18 protein-coding genes are annotated in these 18,142 nt (G+C 66.9%); 7 read left to right on the top strand and 11 right to left on the bottom strand.

Features of this window, described 5'->3' with window-relative positions; translation table 11 throughout:
- Nucleotides 1-183 precede the first annotated feature (183 nt).
- Genes ACETK3_RS13070 through ACETK3_RS13045 form a run of 6 tightly spaced genes read right to left on the bottom strand, consistent with a single transcriptional unit; the run spans nucleotide 184 to nucleotide 7,882 of the window.
- Nucleotides 184-936, bottom strand: coding sequence for a GntR family transcriptional regulator (locus tag ACETK3_RS13070; RefSeq protein WP_237430072.1), 753 nt, complete (start codon nucleotides 934-936; stop codon nucleotides 184-186).
- Nucleotides 917-2,548 (bottom strand): ABC transporter ATP-binding protein, encoded by a 1,632-nt coding sequence (locus tag ACETK3_RS13065; protein ID WP_237430071.1) that lies wholly within the window; start codon nucleotides 2,546-2,548, stop codon nucleotides 917-919. The genes ACETK3_RS13070 and ACETK3_RS13065 overlap by 20 nt, the downstream gene beginning before the upstream one ends.
- Complete coding sequence (locus tag ACETK3_RS13060) at nucleotides 2,532-4,352, bottom strand: gamma-glutamyltransferase family protein (RefSeq protein ID WP_237430070.1); 1,821 nt, start codon at nucleotides 4,350-4,352, stop codon at nucleotides 2,532-2,534. The genes ACETK3_RS13065 and ACETK3_RS13060 overlap by 17 nt, the downstream gene beginning before the upstream one ends.
- Nucleotides 4,353-4,354: 2 nt before the next feature.
- Nucleotides 4,355-5,251: an ABC transporter permease gene (locus ACETK3_RS13055; RefSeq protein WP_237430069.1), complete on the bottom strand. Its 897-nt coding sequence runs from the start codon at nucleotides 5,249-5,251 to the stop codon at nucleotides 4,355-4,357.
- Nucleotides 5,251-6,201, bottom strand: coding sequence for an ABC transporter permease (locus ACETK3_RS13050; protein WP_236821535.1), 951 nt, complete (start codon nucleotides 6,199-6,201; stop codon nucleotides 5,251-5,253). Before ACETK3_RS13050 ends, ACETK3_RS13055 begins: the two co-directional genes overlap by 1 nt.
- 10 nt (nucleotides 6,202-6,211) lie before the next feature.
- Complete coding sequence (locus tag ACETK3_RS13045) at nucleotides 6,212-7,882, bottom strand: ABC transporter substrate-binding protein (RefSeq protein WP_236801408.1); 1,671 nt, start codon at nucleotides 7,880-7,882, stop codon at nucleotides 6,212-6,214.
- Between the two features lie 103 nt (nucleotides 7,883-7,985).
- On the opposite strand from ACETK3_RS13045, the gene ACETK3_RS13040 reads away from it, so the two are divergent.
- The 6 genes from ACETK3_RS13040 to ACETK3_RS13015 all read left to right on the top strand — a co-directional run bounded on the left by ACETK3_RS13040 (nucleotide 7,986) and on the right by ACETK3_RS13015 (nucleotide 13,365).
- Complete coding sequence (locus ACETK3_RS13040) at nucleotides 7,986-8,714, top strand: YoaK family protein (RefSeq protein ID WP_236801407.1); 729 nt, start codon at nucleotides 7,986-7,988, stop codon at nucleotides 8,712-8,714.
- A 192-nt stretch (nucleotides 8,715-8,906) separates the two neighbouring features.
- Entirely contained in the window at nucleotides 8,907-9,896 is a 990-nt protein-coding gene (locus ACETK3_RS13035; protein ID WP_236801406.1) for a 2-keto-3-deoxygluconate permease, read from the top strand.
- Entirely contained in the window at nucleotides 9,893-11,098 is a 1,206-nt protein-coding gene (locus ACETK3_RS13030) for a four-carbon acid sugar kinase family protein (RefSeq protein WP_236801405.1), read from the top strand. Before ACETK3_RS13035 ends, ACETK3_RS13030 begins: the two co-directional genes overlap by 4 nt.
- Nucleotides 11,098-12,099 carry a 4-hydroxythreonine-4-phosphate dehydrogenase PdxA gene (gene pdxA, locus ACETK3_RS13025; protein ID WP_236801404.1) on the top strand — a complete coding sequence of 334 codons (1,002 nt, stop codon included), beginning with the start codon at nucleotides 11,098-11,100 and terminating at the stop codon, nucleotides 12,097-12,099. The genes ACETK3_RS13030 and pdxA overlap by 1 nt, the downstream gene beginning before the upstream one ends.
- 129 nt (nucleotides 12,100-12,228) lie before the next feature.
- Complete coding sequence (locus ACETK3_RS13020) at nucleotides 12,229-13,002, top strand: DeoR/GlpR family DNA-binding transcription regulator (protein ID WP_237430068.1); 774 nt, start codon at nucleotides 12,229-12,231, stop codon at nucleotides 13,000-13,002.
- Between the two features lie 60 nt (nucleotides 13,003-13,062).
- Nucleotides 13,063-13,365: a YciI-like protein gene (locus tag ACETK3_RS13015; RefSeq protein WP_236821530.1), complete on the top strand. Its 303-nt coding sequence runs from the start codon at nucleotides 13,063-13,065 to the stop codon at nucleotides 13,363-13,365.
- Between the two features lie 42 nt (nucleotides 13,366-13,407).
- Here ACETK3_RS13015 and ACETK3_RS13010 read toward each other — a convergent pair whose 3' ends face one another.
- Together ACETK3_RS13010 and ACETK3_RS13005 are read right to left on the bottom strand one after the other, a co-directional pair.
- Complete coding sequence (locus ACETK3_RS13010) at nucleotides 13,408-14,298, bottom strand: SDR family oxidoreductase (RefSeq protein ID WP_237430067.1); 891 nt, start codon at nucleotides 14,296-14,298, stop codon at nucleotides 13,408-13,410.
- Nucleotides 14,295-14,744: a nuclear transport factor 2 family protein gene (locus tag ACETK3_RS13005; RefSeq protein WP_237430066.1), complete on the bottom strand. Its 450-nt coding sequence runs from the start codon at nucleotides 14,742-14,744 to the stop codon at nucleotides 14,295-14,297. The genes ACETK3_RS13010 and ACETK3_RS13005 overlap by 4 nt, the downstream gene beginning before the upstream one ends.
- A 98-nt stretch (nucleotides 14,745-14,842) precedes the next feature.
- Between ACETK3_RS13005 and ACETK3_RS13000 the strand changes: the two genes are divergently transcribed.
- The gene (locus ACETK3_RS13000; protein WP_237430065.1) at nucleotides 14,843-15,535 is read left to right on the top strand and encodes a TetR/AcrR family transcriptional regulator; all 693 of its coding nucleotides are present in this window, start codon (nucleotides 14,843-14,845) and stop codon (nucleotides 15,533-15,535) included.
- Between the two features lie 82 nt (nucleotides 15,536-15,617).
- Here ACETK3_RS13000 and ACETK3_RS12995 read toward each other — a convergent pair whose 3' ends face one another.
- From ACETK3_RS12995 to ACETK3_RS12985, 3 genes are all read right to left on the bottom strand, one after another.
- A complete protein-coding gene (locus ACETK3_RS12995) occupies nucleotides 15,618-16,460 on the bottom strand; it encodes a class I SAM-dependent methyltransferase (protein WP_236821526.1) in 843 nt (280 codons plus the stop codon).
- 95 nt (nucleotides 16,461-16,555) lie between these two features.
- Nucleotides 16,556-16,876, bottom strand: a complete 321-nt coding sequence (locus ACETK3_RS12990; protein WP_236821525.1) for a putative quinol monooxygenase — start codon at nucleotides 16,874-16,876, stop codon at nucleotides 16,556-16,558.
- A 65-nt stretch (nucleotides 16,877-16,941) separates the two neighbouring features.
- Nucleotides 16,942-18,114 (bottom strand): Gfo/Idh/MocA family protein, encoded by a 1,173-nt coding sequence (locus tag ACETK3_RS12985; RefSeq protein WP_237430064.1) that lies wholly within the window; start codon nucleotides 18,112-18,114, stop codon nucleotides 16,942-16,944.
- Between the last annotated feature and the right edge of the window lie 28 nt (nucleotides 18,115-18,142).

Below are 18,142 nucleotides of genomic sequence, written 5' to 3'. Positions count from 1 at the left end.
CTCCCACAGGCGCTTTGCACAAACGTGCACTCCGTGGCCGGCCGGACGATACCTCAACCGCGAGGCAGGAGAGCTTGGCACCGGCGAAGTCGCCGGATCGGTGCCAATCCGCCGGAACGTTCCGGCGAGCCGGTACCGTTCCGGCGATTCGAGTCCCGGCGAACCCACCTTGAGGTGTGAGAATCAACCCGTAGTTTCCGCGGCGTGACCATCCGACGGCGCTGCTGGCGTTGCGGGTGGTGGGTCCTTTTCCTTGAACCGGCTCAGGTAGCCGGACCTGGACCCGTGGACGTGGGCTGCCATCCCCTGTTCAGCGGCCTCCGCGTTGCCGGCATCGATCGCTGCCATGATGCCCCGGTGCTCGGCCCAGGACCGGATGCCGCGGGAGTCCACATCGGAGGCGTAGAGCCACTCGATCTTGCCCGAAATCTGGCGGAGCAGCGCCGTGAGGGACGCGCTGCGGCTCAGTTCAGCGACCCCCAGATGAAAACGGATGTTCAGCTCGGGCAGCAGCTCAACCTGCCCGTTTGCCACCGCTTGATCGCCCTCGTCCAGGATCGCGGCCAGTGCGCGCCGCGTCTCCCACCACTGCGTATCCGGGCCGCCCGCGGAGAACTGGGCGGCCGCCCGCCGGGCCGCCCGGCGGGCGGTGGCAGCTTCCAGGGCCTCGCGCACCGCGAAGAGGTCATCGGCGTCGTCCACCGGTATCTCTGACACCGTGGACCCGGCGAAGGGCTTCGACTCAACGAAGCCCTCCACCTCAAGGGCCCGCAGCGCTTCCCGCACCGGAACCCGGGAAATCCCGTATTTCGCGGCCAGGGAGGACTCGGTGATCCGTGTCCCGGCGGGGAGCTTTCCGAAGATGATGTCCCGCCGGATCTCGTCCTGGACGCGGGCCCGTGGGGTGGGATCACCGCTAGCTAGCGAAGGCTGCACCGGGTATCGCTCCAAGTAGTTCCCTGGTGTAGTCGGCCGAGGGTGCCATGAAGACCTGCTCCACGCTGCCGGTTTCCACCACTTTTCCTGTTTTCATGACCACCACGTTGTGCGCGATCTGGCGGACAACGGCCAGGTCGTGCGTGATGAAGAGGTAGGTCAGGCCCAGCCTATCCTGCAGGTCCCCCAGCAAAGTGAGAATCTGCTCCTGGACCAGCACATCCAGGGCTGAGACGGCCTCGTCCAGGATCAGCAGTTCCGGTTCCAGCGCCAGGGCCCGGGCGATGGCCACCCGCTGGCGCTGCCCGCCCGAAAGTTCATGGGGCCGGCGCTGGGCCACAATCCGCGGCAGCGCCACCTGGTCCAGGAGTTCGGCCACGCGTTCACGCCGGCTCTCCCGCGTCCCCACCTTGAAGATCCGCAGGGGCTCGTCGATCAGCCGCTCAATGCTGAAGGTCGGGTCCAGGGATCCGTACGGGTCCTGGAAGACGGGCTGCGCGATGCGGCGCAGGGCACGGCGCGTCTGGGGATTGCTGGTGGCGATGCTCTCCCCCTTGATCAATGCCGACCCGGAAGTGGGTGTCTCCAGGCCGAGGATGATCCGGGCAACCGTTGACTTCCCGGATCCGGATTCACCGACCACCGCCGTGGTGGTTCCCCTGTGCACGTCGAAGGAGACGTCGTCCACGGCCTGGATCCTGCGCCCGCCCTGGCCACGGAGCTTGAATTCCTTGGCCAGGTTCCTGACCGACAGCACGGGAGCCGGCCGGTCCTCTTCAGCAACAATTGGACCGGAAGCCGCGTCGGCGGAAAGGCTGGCCGACGGCGCCGCGGCCACCAGGCGCCGAGTGTAGTCCTCCTGGGGATTCAGCAGCACCTCCCATGGCGTGCCGGTCTCCACAATCCGCCCGTCGGCCATGACGATGATCCGGTCCGTGCGGTCCCCCGCGAGCCCCAGGTCATGGGTGACGAACAGCAGCGAGGTGCCCCGCGCATCCACCAGCGTCTGGAGGTGGTTCAGGATCTGCCGCTGGACAGTGACGTCCAGGGCCGACGTCGGCTCATCCGCGATCAGCAGGTCCGGCTCACCCGCAAGGGAGATGGCGATCAGGACGCGCTGGCGCATGCCGCCGGAGAACTCGTGCGGGTACTGGTTGTAGCGGCGTTCGGCGTCCCGGATGCCGGCTTCCGTCATGAGTTCCACGGCGCGCTGCTTGATGGCGTCGCGGCCGCGCATGCCGTTGCTTGCCAGTGCGTCGGCGATCTGCGCGCCGACCTTCATCGAGGGGTTGAGGTTGGACATGGGATCCTGCGGGACCAGGCCGATCTTCTTGCCCCTGATGCCGCGCAGCTCCTTTTGGGTCGCGTCCGCGAGGTCTGCCCCGTCGAGCAGGATGGATCCGTGGGTGATCCGGCCGGAGCCGGACAGCAGGCCCAGGATGGCGCCCACCACGGTGGACTTGCCCGATCCCGACTGGCCCACGATCGCCACCCGCTCGCCCTTCTTCAGGTCGAAGGACACTCTGTCCAGGACCGGGGTGCCGCCGTAGCTGACCTCCAGTTCGCGGACGGACAGCAGAATGTTTCCGTCGTTCCTAGCGTCCTGCTGCATAGCCCTGCGCTCCCCTCGGGTTGGCGGCGGCCTTGAGGACACCGGTTTCGGGGTCACTGACCACCGATGACAGGCGGCCGAGTGCCCAGTCCCCGGCCCGGGTCACCACGTGGCCTCGCTCCTCCAGTTCAGCGATCACGTCCTCGCCCAGGCGGTCTTCAACAACCGCGCCGCCCGGCGTCCAGGTGCGGGGCCAGAAGGATCCCGGGATGGAGGTGGTGTGGAGCGAGGGCGCGTCAACGGCCTGCTGGGGCTCGTAGCCGCCCACGATGGTGCGCAGCAGGTACAGCAGCTGCCACTGGTCCTGCTGGTCGCCGCCCGGGGAACCGAGGGCGGTCACCGCTTTGCCGTCCTTCAGCACCAGGGTGGGCGTCAACGTGGTCCGGGGGCGCTTGCCGGGGGTGAGCGTGGACGGCGCGCCGTCCTCCAGCCAGGTCATCTGCAGTCTGGAACCCAGGCAGAAGCCGAGTTCGGGAATGGCCGGGGAGGACTGGAGCCAGCCGCCGGAGGGCGTTGCGGAAACCATGTTTCCCCATTGGTCCACGACGTCGATGTGGCAGGTATCCCCGCGGGTTTCCCCCGTGGGCATGACGGTGGGTTCGCCCACGCCGGCAAAGGCAAGCTGGCCGTTTTCCGCGAGCGACGGCGGGAGGTACTCCGTGCGCAGCGGCGGAACGAAGGGGTCGTGGCCGGGGACGTTGCCGGGCCGGAATTCGTGCGAGGCCTTTTCGCCGATCAGCTTCCGGCGCTCCGCTGCGTACTCGGGGCTGAGCAGGTAATCCATCGGCACCTCGGCGTCGCCGTAGTAGGCCTCGCGGTCCGCGATGGCGAGCTTCTGCGCCTCAAGAATGGTGTGCGCGCCGATGGCCGTGGACGGGTCCAGCCGCTCGTCGTCGAACCCTTCAAGGATGGCGAGGGTCTGCAGCAGTGCCGGCCCCTGCCCCCAGGGCCCGGTCTTGGCGATGGTGTGGCCGCGAAACTCGATGGTGGTGGCGGGTTCGTAGCCGGCCGAGAATCCGACGAAGTCAGCTTCGGTCATGACGCCAGCATGATCGGCGCCGGACGAGTGGCGGTGGGGCGTGGCGAGGAATTTGACCGCTGCCTTGGCCACAAATCCCTCGCCCCATTCCCGGCGGGCGGCGTCGATGCGTGCTTCCCGCGACGCTGCCGCGTCCGTTTCTCCGGCGGCGACGAGCCGGTCCAGGACGCTCGCGTACGCCGGGTTCTTGATGATGTCTCCGGCGGCGGGAATCTTCCCGTCCGGCATCCACAGGGCGGCCGACGTCGGCCAGTGCTCGGTGAAGAGGTCGGCGACGGTTTCGATGGTGCTCCCCACGCGGCCCACCACCGGGTGCCCGTTGCGGGCGTAGCCGATGGCGAAGGCCAGCACGTCCGCCAGCTCCCAGGTGCCGTGGTCCCGGAGGAGCAGCAGCCAGGCGTCGACGGCGGCCGGCACCGCGGCGGCGAGCGCGCCGGCGCCGGGCACCAGTTCCAGCCCTTCGGCCAGGTAGTGCTCGCGGGTCGCGGCGGCGGGGGCAGGGCCCTGTCCCATAAGCACAACCGGTTCGGACGGGTTCTCCGCCGTGACGAACACGCCGGTCATGTCCCCGCCGGGGCCGTTCAGGTGGGGTTCGACGACGTGCAGGACGAAGGCGCCGGCGACGGCGGCGTCGAAGGCGTTGCCGCCGCGTTCCAGCACGGCCTGCGCGGAGGCGGTGGCGAGCCAGTGGGTGGAGGCGGTCATGCCGAAGGTGCCCTGGAGGGTGGGGCGGGTGGTGAAGCTGTCTGCGGGGGTGTAAGTCATGGCTATTTCTTTCGGGTGGTGGCGGCGGGGTCCAGGGCGTCGCGCAGGGCGTCGCCGAACAGGTTGAAGGCCAGGCAGATCGCGGCGATGCCCAGGCCGGGGACGATGGCCGCTGTGGGTGAGCGGAAGAGGTACTGCTGGGCGTCGGAGAGCATGATGCCCAGGCTGGGTGCGGGCGGTTGGATGCCCAGGCCCAGGAAGGACAGCACCGCTTCGCCGATGACGGCCGCGGGCATGATCACCGTGGCCTGCACTATGAGGGAGGAGGCGGTGTTGGGCAGGATGTGCTGGAAGATGATCCGCCCGCCGGAGGCATCCATGGTCTTGGCGCCAATGACGAAGTCGCTTTCCTTGATCCGCAGGGTTTCGCCGCGGATGATCCGGATCATGGCGGGGATGTGTGCGATGCCGATGGCCACTGCGGCGTTGCCCAGGCTGGGGCCGGTGATGGCCACGAGGCCCACCGCGATGATCAGGAAGGGGAAGGCCAGGGTCACGTCGTTGAGCCGCGAAATGATGGCGTCCAGCCACCGCCAGTAGCCGGCGAGCAGCCCCAGCGGGGTTCCGATGACCACCGAGAGCAGGACCGCGAGCACCCCGACCTCGAGGGAGGAACGGATACCGAAGACCAGCCGGGAGAAGATGTCCCGGCCCAGGTCGTCGGTGCCCAGCAGGAAGCCCACCGTGCCGGGCTTCTGGAACGGGGTGGCGAAGTGGACCTGCGCCGGATCGTACGGCGCCAGGAGCGGTGCCAGCAGTGCGACCAGGACCACGAGGGCCAGCAGGATACCGCCGGCCAGGCCAAGGGGGTTCCGCCGGAGCGACTTCCAGATGCGTCCGCGGTCGGAGCCCAGGCTGGTTGCCCCCGCGGCTGCAGGGCGGATATCGGTGACGGCCATCAGTTGCTTCCTACTCGGATTCGCGGGTTGATCACGGAGTACAGGATGTCCACCGCAAGGTTAATCAGGATGTACCCAACGGTGATGACCAGCACCACGGCCTGGATCACGGGATAGTCGCGGGTGAAGACGGAGTCCAGGGTGAGCTTGCCGAAGCCGGGCAGGGCGAAGATGCGCTCCGTGACCACAGCTCCGGAGATCAGTCCGCCCAGCTGCAGGCCCACGATGGTGACCACCACGATCAGGGAGTTCCGGAGCCCGTAGCGGAACAGGATCCGGCCGCCGCCCAGGCCCTTGGCGCGGGCGGTTCGGACGTAGTCCGTGCTCATGGTTTCGATCATGGAGGCCCGCGTCTGGCGCAGGATGACGGCGGCGAGGCCGGTGCCCAGGATCACCGCCGGCAGCGTCAGGTAGTACAGGCCGCGCACGGGGTTCGTAGCGACGTCGACATAGCCTGACGCGGGGAACCAGCCAAGGTTGACGGCCAGGTAGAGGATGGCCAGCAGGCCAAGCCAGAAGCTGGGAACGGACAGGCCGATGAGGGCAAAGCCGTTGGAGAGCCATTCCGGCCAGCGGCCGCGGTACCGCTCGGCCACCACGCCGAGCAGGACGCCGACGACGACGGCCACCACGATTGCGTAGGCGGCAAGCCACAGCGTCACGGGCAAGGTGCCGGCGAGCAGGTCCGTGACGGGTGTTCCGGTGCGGGTGGACTTTCCCAGGTCTCCCTGCAGCAGCCGGCCGATGAAGGAGAAGTACTGGACGGGGAGGGGCTGGTCCAGGCCGAGCTGGGAGCGGATGGCGTCGAGCTGTTCAGGACTGGCCTCCTCCCCCGCCATGGCAATGGCCGGGTCACCGGGGAGTTGGCGGATGCCAATAAAGATGACCACGGAGGCGAGCACCAGGGTGATGGCTGAGTGCCAGAGACGGGTCGAGAGGTATCGGATCATGGTGGAGTCCTTATTTCTTCACGAAGGCCGCGTTGCTGAGGTGGACCACACCGTCCGCGAACGTTTCCACTCCGGCCACTTTGTTGGAGTAGGCCGTGAGGCTGTGGATCCGGTAGAGGTAGATGATCGGGTCGTCGGCCTGCACCTGCTGGACGGCTTTCCCGTAGAGGGCCGCGCGGGCTGCCTGGTCTGTGGTGGTGGAGGCGTCGGTGAGGAGCTTGTCCACGGCAGGGTTGCTGTAGCCGGAGTAGTTGTTGCCGCCGCCGGTGGCCAGGAAGTTGTACATGTTCCCGTGCGGGTCCACGCGTCCGGACCAGCCCAGCAGCAGGGCTTCGAAGCTGCCGTGGCTCTGGACGTCCAGGAGCGTGGAGTACTCAACGGGCGCGATGGTCAGGGCGAATCCGCCGTCCGCCGCGGACGCCTGGAGCGCCTGCGCATACCGCAGCGAGTCCGGCGAGTTGGTGACCTGGACCTTGATGGGGAAGGGCACCGGAACCCCGGCGTCCTTCAGCATCTGCTTGGCCTTCGCCGGATCGTAGGCCGGGCAGCCTTGGGCGGCGTCCGAAGAGAAGGGGCTGGAGGGTGCCACGGGGGAACAGGCAGGCTCGTACCAGTTGTTGAAGAGCGTGCTCACCAGGGCTTTGCGGTCGATCGACATGGACAGCGCCTGGCGGATGGTGGCGTTCTTGGCCAGTGGCGTGTTGAGGTCCCCCACCGGTTTGCCCACGCCGTTGGTGTTGCCCAGGTTGATGGTCAGGCCCTGGTAGCCCAGGGATCCCACCTGGAGCACGCCGACGCCGCGTTCCTTGGCGAGCGCGTCCACGTCCTGGGGTGCGATGGAGTCCGCCACCTGGACGTCGCCGGAGCGCAGGTTGGCGGTCCTGATATTGGAGTCGGTCATGATCCGGTACGTCACCGTGTCCAGGTGGACGTTTTTGGCGTCGTAGTAGAGCGGGTCCCGTTCCACCTGGATGGAGGTTTGCGGGATGCGCTGCTTGAACTTGAACGGTCCCACGCACACGGGGTGGTCTCCAAAGGTATCCCCTGCCGCAGCAACCGCCGTGGGCGAGAGGATCATGCCGGCCCGGTCCGCGAGCGCCGCGGTGAGGGGGGCGAACGGCTTCTTGTAGCTGATCTGGACGGTGGTGGGGTTCAGGGCCGTGATGCCGCTGATAGGGCCAAGTTCGCTCTTGCGGGCGGAACCTTTCATGGTCAGGTCCCGGTCCAGGGTGGCGCGGACGGCTTCGGCGTCGAACTTGGTGCCGTCGGCAAACACGGCGTCGTCCCGCACCTGGATGGTCACCGTCTGCCCGTTGTTGCTCACCTCGGGAAGCTTGGTGGCAAGCTGCGGAACGATCTTGCCCTCGGCGTTGATGTCGTACAGCTTCTGGCACATCGTCTGCATGACATACCGGGTGTAGAGGGACGACGACGTTGTGGGGTCCAGGCGGTCGGGTTCAGCCGAGAGGGCCATCACCAGGTCGCCGCCTTCCACCACTTTCTGGTTGCCGATGGGGGCGGAGGTCACGTCGTTATGCACTACCGCCTCGGGCAGGGGCTGGATGGGTGCGCAGGCGGTCATCGCCAGTGCCAAGGCGGCCACGCCGCCGCCCAAGGCAGCGCTTCTCGCCCTGAATGGAGTGCCGTCCGGAAGGGCCCGGGGGCGGAACGGGAGTCTCATACAAGTCCTATGATCGAGCACGGAATGTGAGATTGAATACAATCGCTGAACGAACATATCCTTGGTATACGTTTCGATTCAAGGGTGTATTGGAGAATTTACGGTGAGGAAACATTTTTTCGGCTCAGCTGAGCGACTGCATCTGGTGCTGATGCTGGCCCTGACGTTTTCCACCGGCGTGGTGGACGCGATGGGATACCTTGGCCTGGACCGCGTGTTCACCGGGAACATGACCGGCAACGTGGTGCTGCTGGGCATGGCCATGGCGGGCGGAACAAGCCTCCCCGTGCTGCGGCCGGCGTTGGCGCTGGCCTTCTTCATGCTTGGCGCGGCCCTGGCAGGGCGGCTTCTTCGGCGCAATGGCGAAGGCTGGTCGCCGCAGACCTCCGCGGCCCTGCTCGCGGTGTCGCTGGGCCTGTGGGCACTGACGGTCTTCGTGCTCCTGGCCCCCGTGCAGGCGGACCCCACGCTTGGCAGCATCGTCACCAGCGCACTCGCCCTACTCATGGGCACCCAGGCCGCGACGGCGAAACGCCTGAAGGTCGCGGAGATCACCACCGTGGTGGTCACCTCCACCATCACCGGCCTCGCGTCGGATTCGCGGCTGGCCGGCGGCAAGGGAACGTTCTGGCAGCGGCGCGCCCTGGCCATTGCCCTGATCATGCTGGGAGCCCTGGCCGGAGCGGCTGCGCTGCATGTGCACCTGGCGCTTGCACTGTCCATGGCTGCGGTGATCGCTACGGCAGTCACGGTGACAGGGCACGCCGCACATCGCCGCGCTGCCGCAGAGGCAAAGGCAGACTCGGAGAGTCCCTCGCTGGCCCGGGACTGAGGCGGCGCTGACCGGAGACTAAACCGGTCAGTGGGGCGGGACGGCGGGCACGTCTGTAACGGCCGCCGTCGGAGGGCTGCGCGATTCGCGCATCAAGCCTTGCGCTAATCGCGCATCAGTAGCTATGATCTACATCATGCTTCGGGCCCGCAGCCCGACCTCCCTCTCCCCCACACAACAATGAGGTTGCACATGTCTGTCCCCATCAAGGCCACCATGGAAAAGGTTCCTGGCGGCATGATGCTGATCCCCCTGCTCATCGGCGCCTTGCTCGGCACCTTCGCCCCGGATTCCGCAAAGTTCTTCGGGTCCTTCACCGGCGCCCTCTTCACCGGCGGCACCACGATCCTCGCGGTGTTCTACGTCTGCATGGGCGCCAGCATCGACATCAAGGCCACCCCGTACATTTTGAAAAAGGGCGGAGTCCTCTTCGGCAGCAAGGTCCTGTTCGCCATCATCATCGGCGTCATCGCAGGCCGGTTCATGGGTGAACTTCCCATCGACGGCGGTTTGCTGTCCGGCCTTTCCGTGCTGGCGATCCTGGCCGCCCTCAATGACACCAACGGCGGCATGTACATGGCACTCATGGGCCAGTACGGCAAGCCCAAGGACGTTGCTGCCTACTCCGTGATGACGCTGGAATCCGGCCCCTTCCTGACCATGGTGACCCTCGGCGTCGCCGGTTTGTCCGCCTTCCCGTGGCAGGCCTTGGTGGGTGCCATCATTCCCCTGCTCCTCGGCGCCATCCTGGGCGCCCTGGACCCGGCCATGCGCAAGTTCCTGTCCTCCGCGGCACCTGTCCTGATCCCGTTCTTCGCCCTGGCACTGGGCTTCGGCCTGAACCTGGGCCAGGTCCTGAACGCCGGGCTGCTCGGCGTGGCCCTGGGCCTGTTCGTCCTCATTGCCGGCGGCGCCGTGCTCTTCTTCGCGGACAAGCTCACCGGCGGCTCGGGCATCGCCGGCCTCGCAGCAGCCACCACCGCAGGCAACGCAGCCACCGTTCCCATGCTGGTGGCCGCCGCCAACCCGGCCTATGCCCCGGCAGCGGGCCCGGCAACCGTGCTGGTGGCCGCGTCCGTAGTGGTGACCGCCATCGGCTGCCCGCTCATGGTCGCTTGGTACGCTAAGCGCCTGAAAGCCAAGCAGCCCGTGGAAACCCCCGAGGTGGCCCCAGCAGTATGAGCACCCCCGCAGCCAAGCGCTGGGCAATCATCGCCGACGACCTGACGGGGGCGGCCGATGCCGCCGCAGCCTACGGACCCACCCACAGCAGCTCCGTCATCCTGGACCTGGACTCCATGTGGCCCGAAGCGGACATCCTGTCGGTCAACACCGAGAGCCGCTACCTTTCAGCGGAAGATGCAGCGGCTGCCGTCACCGCGGCTGTGGCACGCGCCCTGGAACAGGACCGGCAGGTTTTCAAGAAGATCGACTCGCTGCTTCGCGGCAACGTCGGTGCCGAGGTTGCCGCAGCGCTGGGCCGCGTCAGTGAAGGCCGCAGCAGGGGCCTGGCCCTTGTGGCCCCCGCCTTCCCGGCTACGGGAAGGACCACCGTACGCGGGTTGGTCCACGTCAACGGTGCGCACAACGCGCAGGGAAGCTTCGACGGCGACGTCGCGGCGGCGCTTGCCGCCGGCGGTCTTTCGACTGAACTCGTGGAGCGGGAAACGCACCCCACCCCGGAGGAACTGGCCGCGCGCCTGCGCAACGTGCAGGAACGCGGGCGTGACGCCGTCGTACTTGACGCTGTTTCCGACGACGACCTGAAACGCGTGGCTGCCGCGGCAGCCCTGCTGGACTTCCCCGCACTCCTGGTGGGCTCCGGCGGACTGGCCGGGCACGTTGCCCCTCGTGGAGAAGGGCAGGATGTTCTTCAGGAGCACGCGAGGTGCGTGACACGGACGCTGACCGTGATTGGCAGCTATTCCGGCCTCGCCCGGCAGCAGACGGACGCGCTGGTCGCCGCAGGTGCCCGGCACATCACGCTGGACCACCAGACGCTCGAGGATCCGGCAGTCGCGCGCGAAGTTGCGGCGGCGATGCTGCGGACGGACGTGGTGTTGACGCCGGATCCCATGGGCGCCGTGGATAAATCGCAGGCGCTGGTGGTGGCGGAGGCGCTGGCACGGGCCACTGCGGCCGGCGTCGAGCACTGCGAGGCGCTGGTCCTGACGGGCGGGGAAACCGCCACGGCCGTCCTAAAGGCCCTCGGCGCCGGCAGCTTCACCGTCATCGGGGAGATTGAGCCCGGAGTGGTCATGAGCCTGCTTCCGGAGCCCCTCCCCCTGCTGGTCACCAAGGCCGGTGCATTCGGGGACGCCGGCACGCTGGCCAGGACCAAACAGTTTTTCACTAGCACTACGACTGAAATGAGTAGCAAATAATGGGACGCCCGATTGTAGCCATCACCATGGGCGACGCGGCCGGCATTGGCCCGGAGATCATCGTCAAGGCCCTGGCGGACAGCGAACTCCGGTCCAAGGCGCGGATGCTGGTCATCGGCGATCTTCGCCGGATGCAGCTCGCCGCGGACATCGTGTCCAGCCCGCTGACCCTGCGCAAGGTCACCGAACCGTCGGAGGCACTGTTCCAGGAAGGCACCATCGATGTGCTGGACATCGACTGCATTCCGGAGGACCTGGCCTGGGGCGAGCTGTCCGCCGCCGCCGGACACGGCTCGTACCTCTTCATCGAGAAGGCCGTGCAGCTGGCAATGGACCGCCAGGTGGATGCCATCTGCACGGGACCGCTCAACAAGGCGGCCCTGCACGCGGCCGGACACAAGTTCCCGGGCCACACGGAACTCCTCGCCGAACTGACCGGCACCGAGGAAGTGTCCATGATGCTGACCGCGCCCAAGATGCGCGTCATCCACGTGACCACGCACATCGGCCTCATCGACGCCATCGCCAAGATCAACGGCGACCTGGTCTACCGGACCATCAAGCGCGGGTATGAGCTGCTGCGCACCTCCGGGATCGAGAACCCGCGGATCGCCGTGTGCGCCATTAACCCGCACGCGGGCGAGAACGGTCTGTTCGGCTACGGCGAAGAGGCGGAGAAGATCCAGCCGGGCATCGAGAAGGCCCAGGCGGACGGCATCAACGCGTTCGGCCCGCTCCCGGCGGACACCCTGTTCTTCCTGGCCGGCCGCGGCGACTTCGACCTGGTGGTGGCCCAGTACCACGACCAGGGCCACGGACCCGTCAAGGTCCTGGGCCTGGAGAACGGCGTCAACATCACCGTGGGCCTCCCCGTGGTGCGGACGTCAGTTGACCATGGCACGGCCTTCGACATCGCCGGCAAGAACATTGCCGACCACGAGTCGCTGCTCGAGGCGCTGCGGCAGGCAGTGGACCTGGCACCAGCGCGCGACGAGGCCTGAGCACTACCAGAAGCGAAACGGCCGGTCAGCGTAGAATTGCTGGCCGGCCGTTGCCGTCCCTGATTCGTTAGAGCCGGAACTAGCATGGGTAGCACTGCCACCGCCATACCCACGGGAAGGAGACCGGGAATGCTCAGCGCAAACGCGCGGCGCGAGGAGATCTACCACCTTGCCGTGACCACCGGCCTGGCCTCCGTGGAGGAACTTTCGGCCCGCTTCGAGGTGACCGCGTCCACCATCCGCAGGGACCTCGCGCTGCTGAATTCACAGGGCCGGCTGGCCCGTACGTACGGCGGGGCGATGGCGCTGGGCGCGCACCCGGAGGCGTCGCTGCGGCAGCGCACGGGTGAGGCGTTCGAGCAAAAGCATGCCATTGCCCGGTGGGCGGCGTCGGTGATCCAGCCCGGGGAAAACATCCTGCTCGACGCCGGCTCCACGGCGGGTGCCCTGGCGCACGAACTGCGCGGGTTTGATCGGCTGTCCGTGACGACGCCGGGTCTGAATACTTTGCAGGAGTTGGCCGATTCCGAGGGCATCGAGGTGGACTGCCTGGGCGGCCGGCTCCGGGGCGTCTCGCAGAGTTTCGTGGGCCCGCTGGCCGAGGCGGCTCTGGAGCGGATGAGCTTTGACCGGGTGTTCCTGGGCGCCGACGCCGTCACCGCCGAGGACGGCATCTGCGAAGCCGACCACGCCCAGACCCGGCTCAAGGAGCTCATGGCCCGGCGGGGGCGTTTGGTTTATGTTTTGGCCGACTCCTCCAAGCTCGGGCTGCGGCCGTTCCACGCCTGGGCGCGGCTGGCACTCCCCTGGACCCTGGTGACGGACGACGGCGCCGATCCCGAGCAGGTGCAGAATTTCCGGGACGCGGGGGTACAGGTTGAGGTGGCCTCCGTTTCCGGGTAAGTCCCGGTGGGTAGGCTATTTCTACAACGAACGAAACCCCTGAACGATATGGAGACGCGCATGCACGCCGTGCTGGAATACACCTACGCAGACGACTACCTCGAAAGCCGCGAACAGTACCGCGCAGACCACCTCCGGGCGGGGTGGGAGGCAGTCGAACGCGGCGAGCTCCTGCTGGGCGGCGCCGTTGGCGAAGTCCCCTTTAAAGGCTTGTTGATCTTCACCGGCGAAAACGCAGTGGAAGCCGCCAAAGCTTTTGCAGCCGCCGACCCCTACGTCCTCAACGGCGTGGTCACGGAGTGGACCGCCAACCCGTGGACAACGGTGCTCGGAAACGAAGCGGCCACACCAGTCCGCCCCTAAGCCGCGTAACCCTGCCTTACTGCACGGATGGCGCACATGCGCCTACGTCGAAGTTCCCAACGCGCCGGACTCCTCAAGCACCTGCTGCAGCCCGGCGACGGGAATGTCGGGAAACTCGGAGCGCGCCTGGCCAAACTCGAAAGCAGCCGTCCCCGATTCCTCCCAGATACCGGCCCCTGCCACCCTGGCCAGGAACGGTGAAAACGGCTTGGCCGCCACCGACAGCACCCGCAGGGCGGCCGCCGGAACGCGCTGAACCTTTCCATGGCCTGCCCGGGCAAGCACAGCCTCCGCAAGCTGGTTGCCGGTCAGCGTGTGCGAGCCCCACTCGATGACGCGGTTCCGAAGCGCCGGGTCGCGGAGGGCACGGACCACGACGGCGGCGGCGTCCCGGACCGAGGTATAGGTCACGGGGGCGGATCCCGAGCCGAACACCGGCACCTTGCCCTTCGATTCAAGCGGGGCCGTCATGGTCTCAAGCCGCTGTTCCAGGAGGGCCCCGATCCGGACAATCGTCCAGTGCACGCCGGACGAGCGCACCGCATCCTCGGCCGCAGCCTTGCAGCGCAGGAAGTCGATAGGCCCGTCGGCGGCAGCACCATGCATGGACATCATCACCACATGTTTCACTTCGGCCGCGGCCGCCGCGCGGACCAGCCGGATGGCGCCGTCGCGGTCCACCGTCCGCGGGTTCGAGTCCTTGACCCCGAATCCTGAAGCCGCGAACACCAGCCCATCGCAGCCAGCCACCGCTTGCTGGCAGTCCGCGTCTGAGCCGAGGTCCCCGCGGAGGAGCTCGACGCCGTCGCTCATCTTTCGGGGGAAGGGCTGGGACTTGCCCCGGGCCATGATGCGGACCTGCTGCCCGGCGGCAAGGAGCAGGGAAACCACGGCGCGGCCGAGGCGGCCGGTGCCGCCGACCACCAGGATCATGACCGGTCACCTCCAACTGCCCCATGGACTGCCTCGCTGATGGCAACGTTCACGTCGCCGGAATCCTGGTCCACGGGTTCAAGGTAAAACTGGGCTGCGGCGATTTTGTCGCCGCGGACGGTGAGGATGGAGACCCCGGCAGCACGCTGTACGGACCCGTCCGGCCGGGTGCCGCGGTTGCTCCATTCCATCCAGACTTTGCCATCCGGCCCTGTGGCCACGTCGTGGACGGTGAGGGTGAGATCCGGCAGACCGGCAAAGAGCGCCGTCCAGTTCTTCCGGACCTGCGCGGAGCCGGTAAAGCTGCGGGCGGGGTGGACGGGGGTGGTGTTCCTGTAGTCCTCCGCGAATTCAGACACCATGGCCTCAAGGTCATGGCGGTTGGCCGCGGCCAGCATACGCCGCACTGGGCCTTCGGGGACGCGCTCGATTCCTGAAGCGTCCATGATCTGCTCCTTAGTTTCCGTCGCGGGAGGCGGAGAGGCTGGATCGCTGAATTTGATACAGTTAGCTGTATCTAACTGATACAAGGAGCATAAGCCCGATGGGACCCGCAGTCAACGGTGCGCCGCCCCGCCCCCGCAGCTACGATGCCCGCCGCCGGCAGGAGGCGGCCGAGGAGTCCAGGAAGCGGGTGCTGGCCCAATCGCGCGAGCTGTTCCTGGCCCACGGGTACGGCCGGACCACTATCGCGGCCATCGCCCACGCCGCCGGCGTCTCCAAGGAATCCGTGTACAAGGGGTTCGGCGGAAAGCCGGGGCTTGTCCGGGCCATCTACGCACAGAGTCTGCTGGGAGCAGGCGGTCCCCCGGCTGAGGAACGGTCGGACCGCGCCCAGGCCACGGTCACCGATCCCCGCGAACTCATGGAGCAGTTCGGCCGGTTCATCGCCGAGGTCAGCCCGTTGGGCTCCCCCGTCTACCTGCTCATCAGGGACGCCGCGGCGAGCGGGGACCAGGATATGGCCGCACTCCTGCGCGATGTGGACGACGAGCGGTACCAGCGCATGCTGCACAACGCGCACCAGGTGCTCGGAAGGGGGTTCCTGCGCCCGGGCCTGACCGCGGAGGAGGTGGCCGACGTCTTCTTCATGAGCACCTCGGCTGAGCTCTACGAGACCCTTGTCCTCAAGCGCGGCTGGACCGCGGAGCGCTTCGGGGTGTTCATGGCCAGGACCCTGGGGGCCAACCTCCTGCCGGACGGGAACGCTGCGTCTGCCAAAGAACGAAACCCCTAAACGACATGGGCAGACACGCGTGCACGCAGCGTGGGCGAACGGCAGCCACTGCCCTGAGGCAGTCCGTCGATCGGGCTTGCGATCAGGCTGGCTTAACCTTCGCAAGCGTGAATATCCCGTAGCGCATCGTGCCGGTGCGGTAGGCCAGGATCATGCGGGGAATGCTCCAAAAGGAGTCACGGTTCCGGGCGCCAAGGGCGAGTCGACGGATCTTCGGATCGACGAGCAAGGCCTTCATCAGCCGGGCGGCACAGATTACCCAGGTGCGGGCAACGCGGCGGCTGACATCCTCGTAGTCCCTGACCGCAAAGCCCGCCGCCAATGCCATCGCCTCGTACTCCTCGCGCGTGCCCATCGAGGGCAGGCGCCCTTCCCGGCAGATCGGCGCAAGCAGGTGCCGGACCTTCCAGCCCCTGGCATCGGTCCCAGCGAGCCAGGCACAAACGACCAACCGGCCGCCGGGCGCCAGCACTCGGTGCGCTTCTGCGAAGAAGCCGGGCTTATCGACCATGTGCTCGCTTGACTCAATCGCCCATGCCGCACCGGCCGAGGCATCGGGCAGCCCGTTGAAGAGCCAGTCACGCACCTGGATGTCCACACCCGGCGCGGGATGGGCGGCGGCATAGGTGCCCTGCTCAGCGGACAGCGTGAAGCCGGTAACGCGGACCTTGCGGGTCATGGCGAGCCGCCGTGCGGTGGCACCGTAGCCGCAGCCGATATCCACGCTCTCCTGGCCCGGCTCCAGGTTCAGCCGGTCGGCGACGGCGTCGACCAGCGCCTCGACGGCCTCTTCGGCTGTCTCGCGGCCCGTCGCCCACAACCCGTGATGAACATGGTCCCCCCACACCTGGCGGTAAATGGGATCGAGCTCGTCGTAGTGGTCCGCGACCGCCGCGGCATCCTGGGACGTATCTGGGACGATCACGGCACGACACTACAACGGCGCTCCACAGCGAAGGAAGGGGAAGGACGACGGCGGCACTTACGTCCCGCCGTCGTCCTCCCCCACGTTGGCGGGTATCAGACCAGGGGCGTAATCGGAGATACGGAGAAGGGTACGGCCAGCAGGGACTGCACCCCGTCCACGAAGTCCTTAACATGGACTTCCTCGTTGTGGGCTTCCAGGTCCCCGCGGCGGGCCCATCCCTCAATGAGGAAGTACGTACCTGGCCTTTGATCGTCTGCGAAGACCGTATATTCCAGGCAGCCGGTGTCCTTTCGGCTCAGCGACTGCAGTCCGAGGAGTGCTTCCTGCAGCGTGGCTTCGTGCCCTGCTTTTGCGGTGAACACCGGCATTAACCAGACTTGCGTTTCGTCGTGGCTGACTGTTGTGTGTGGCATTTTTCGTCCTCGGGTGGTCCTGGGCTTGCGGGAGGGGCGGATTCGTCGCCGCCCCTCCCCTTACGTCATGCGTTGATCTGCGGAACGTCGACCCAGGATTCTTTTGCCGCCGACTCGACAATTGCATCGTCGATGAGGGCTACCTGATATCCGTCGGCAAAGTTCGGGCTTACGCTGCCGCCTTCCGCGATGGCCTTGAAGAAGTCGTAGGCCTCGATGATCTTGGTTTCGCCGTATCCAATGCCGAGCGCAGGGATGGGCCAGAGTGCATCTCCGTGGGGGTGTGCGGGCCCGGTGTAGACGGTGCGGAATCCGCGGCGGTCGGCCTGGTCGGACGCGAAGCAGACCTGCAGTTCGTCGCGCCGCTCATAGTTGAAGACGATGCTGCCCTCGGTTCCGTGGATTTCGAAGGTGATGTAGTTGTTCCTGCCGTGGGCGTTGCGGGTTGCTTCCACGGAACCCACGGCACCGTTGGCGAAGCGGATCATGGTCATGACTTCGTCGTCCACGTCGACCTGGCCACGGGGGCCTTCTCCGCCGCGTACCGTGCCGAGCGCGTCAGCACCTCCGGCTTGGAGCGGCCGCTCGGGGATCCAGGTGGACAGCAGGGCGTTGACGGCGCTGAACTCCCCGACAAGGTAGCGGGCCATGTCAATGACGTGCGTTGCGATGTCGCCGAGGGCGCCGGAGCCTGCGATGGATTTCTGGAAACGCCAGGAGAGCGGGGAGTTGGGGTCGGCGCTCCAGTCCTGCAGGTAGGTGCCCCGGAAGTTGAGGACCTGTCCGATGGCCCCTTCCTCGATGTATTTCTTTGCCAGTGCAACGGCCGGAGTCCGCCGGTAGTTGAAGGCGACCATGTGGACGAGGTTCTTGTCTTTGACTGCGTCGTACATCGCCTTGGATTCTTCGCCCGTACGCGCCAGGGGCTTTTCGCAGATGATGTGCTTGCCTGCTTCGGCGGCGGCAATGGCAATCTCGGCGTGGAGGTGGTTTGGCGTGGCGATGTCGACGACGTGGATGTCCGGATCATCGATGATGCTGCGCCAGTCTGAGGTGGAGTTTTCGAAGCCGAAGCGGCGGGCCGCTTCCGAGGCCAGGTCATCATCGGCTTCGGCAATGACTTTTCGGACCGGCATGGCTGGTGCGGGCCAGAAAAACATGGGCATGGCGGCGTAAGCCAGCGAGTGGGCCTTGCCCATGAAGCCGCCTCCGATGAGGCCGACGTTGAGGTTCTGCATGTGAATCGTGTTCCTTCCGGAAGGCGGG

The sequence above is a fragment of the Arthrobacter sp. E44 genome (genome assembly GCF_041877125.1).
GTDB lineage: Bacteria > Actinomycetota > Actinomycetes > Actinomycetales > Micrococcaceae > Arthrobacter.
The sequence above is the reverse complement of the archived record's forward strand: the minus strand, read 5'-3'. Positions and strand labels throughout refer to the sequence as shown.

Coding starts and splice junctions, on each gene's coding strand:
- ACETK3_RS13065 (WP_237430071.1), bottom strand. CDS start 2,548: ATGCAGCAGGACGCTAGGAACGACGGAAACATTCTGCTGTCCGTCCGC.
- ACETK3_RS13060 (WP_237430070.1), bottom strand. CDS start 4,352: ATGACTTACACCCCCGCAGACAGCTTCACCACCCGCCCCACCCTCCAG.
- ACETK3_RS13055 (WP_237430069.1), bottom strand. CDS start 5,251: ATGGCCGTCACCGATATCCGCCCTGCAGCCGCGGGGGCAACCAGCCTG.
- ACETK3_RS13050 (WP_236821535.1), bottom strand. CDS start 6,201: ATGATCCGATACCTCTCGACCCGTCTCTGGCACTCAGCCATCACCCTG.
- ACETK3_RS13045 (WP_236801408.1), bottom strand. CDS start 7,882: ATGAGACTCCCGTTCCGCCCCCGGGCCCTTCCGGACGGCACTCCATTC.
- ACETK3_RS13035 (WP_236801406.1), top strand. CDS start 8,907: ATGTCTGTCCCCATCAAGGCCACCATGGAAAAGGTTCCTGGCGGCATG.
- ACETK3_RS13030 (WP_236801405.1), top strand. CDS start 9,893: ATGAGCACCCCCGCAGCCAAGCGCTGGGCAATCATCGCCGACGACCTG.
- pdxA (WP_236801404.1), top strand. CDS start 11,098: ATGGGACGCCCGATTGTAGCCATCACCATGGGCGACGCGGCCGGCATT.
- ACETK3_RS13020 (WP_237430068.1), top strand. CDS start 12,229: ATGCTCAGCGCAAACGCGCGGCGCGAGGAGATCTACCACCTTGCCGTG.
- ACETK3_RS13015 (WP_236821530.1), top strand. CDS start 13,063: ATGCACGCCGTGCTGGAATACACCTACGCAGACGACTACCTCGAAAGC.
- ACETK3_RS13010 (WP_237430067.1), bottom strand. CDS start 14,298: ATGATCCTGGTGGTCGGCGGCACCGGCCGCCTCGGCCGCGCCGTGGTT.
- ACETK3_RS13005 (WP_237430066.1), bottom strand. CDS start 14,744: ATGGACGCTTCAGGAATCGAGCGCGTCCCCGAAGGCCCAGTGCGGCGT.
- ACETK3_RS13000 (WP_237430065.1), top strand. CDS start 14,843: ATGGGACCCGCAGTCAACGGTGCGCCGCCCCGCCCCCGCAGCTACGAT.
- ACETK3_RS12990 (WP_236821525.1), bottom strand. CDS start 16,876: ATGCCACACACAACAGTCAGCCACGACGAAACGCAAGTCTGGTTAATG.
- ACETK3_RS12985 (WP_237430064.1), bottom strand. CDS start 18,114: ATGCAGAACCTCAACGTCGGCCTCATCGGAGGCGGCTTCATGGGCAAG.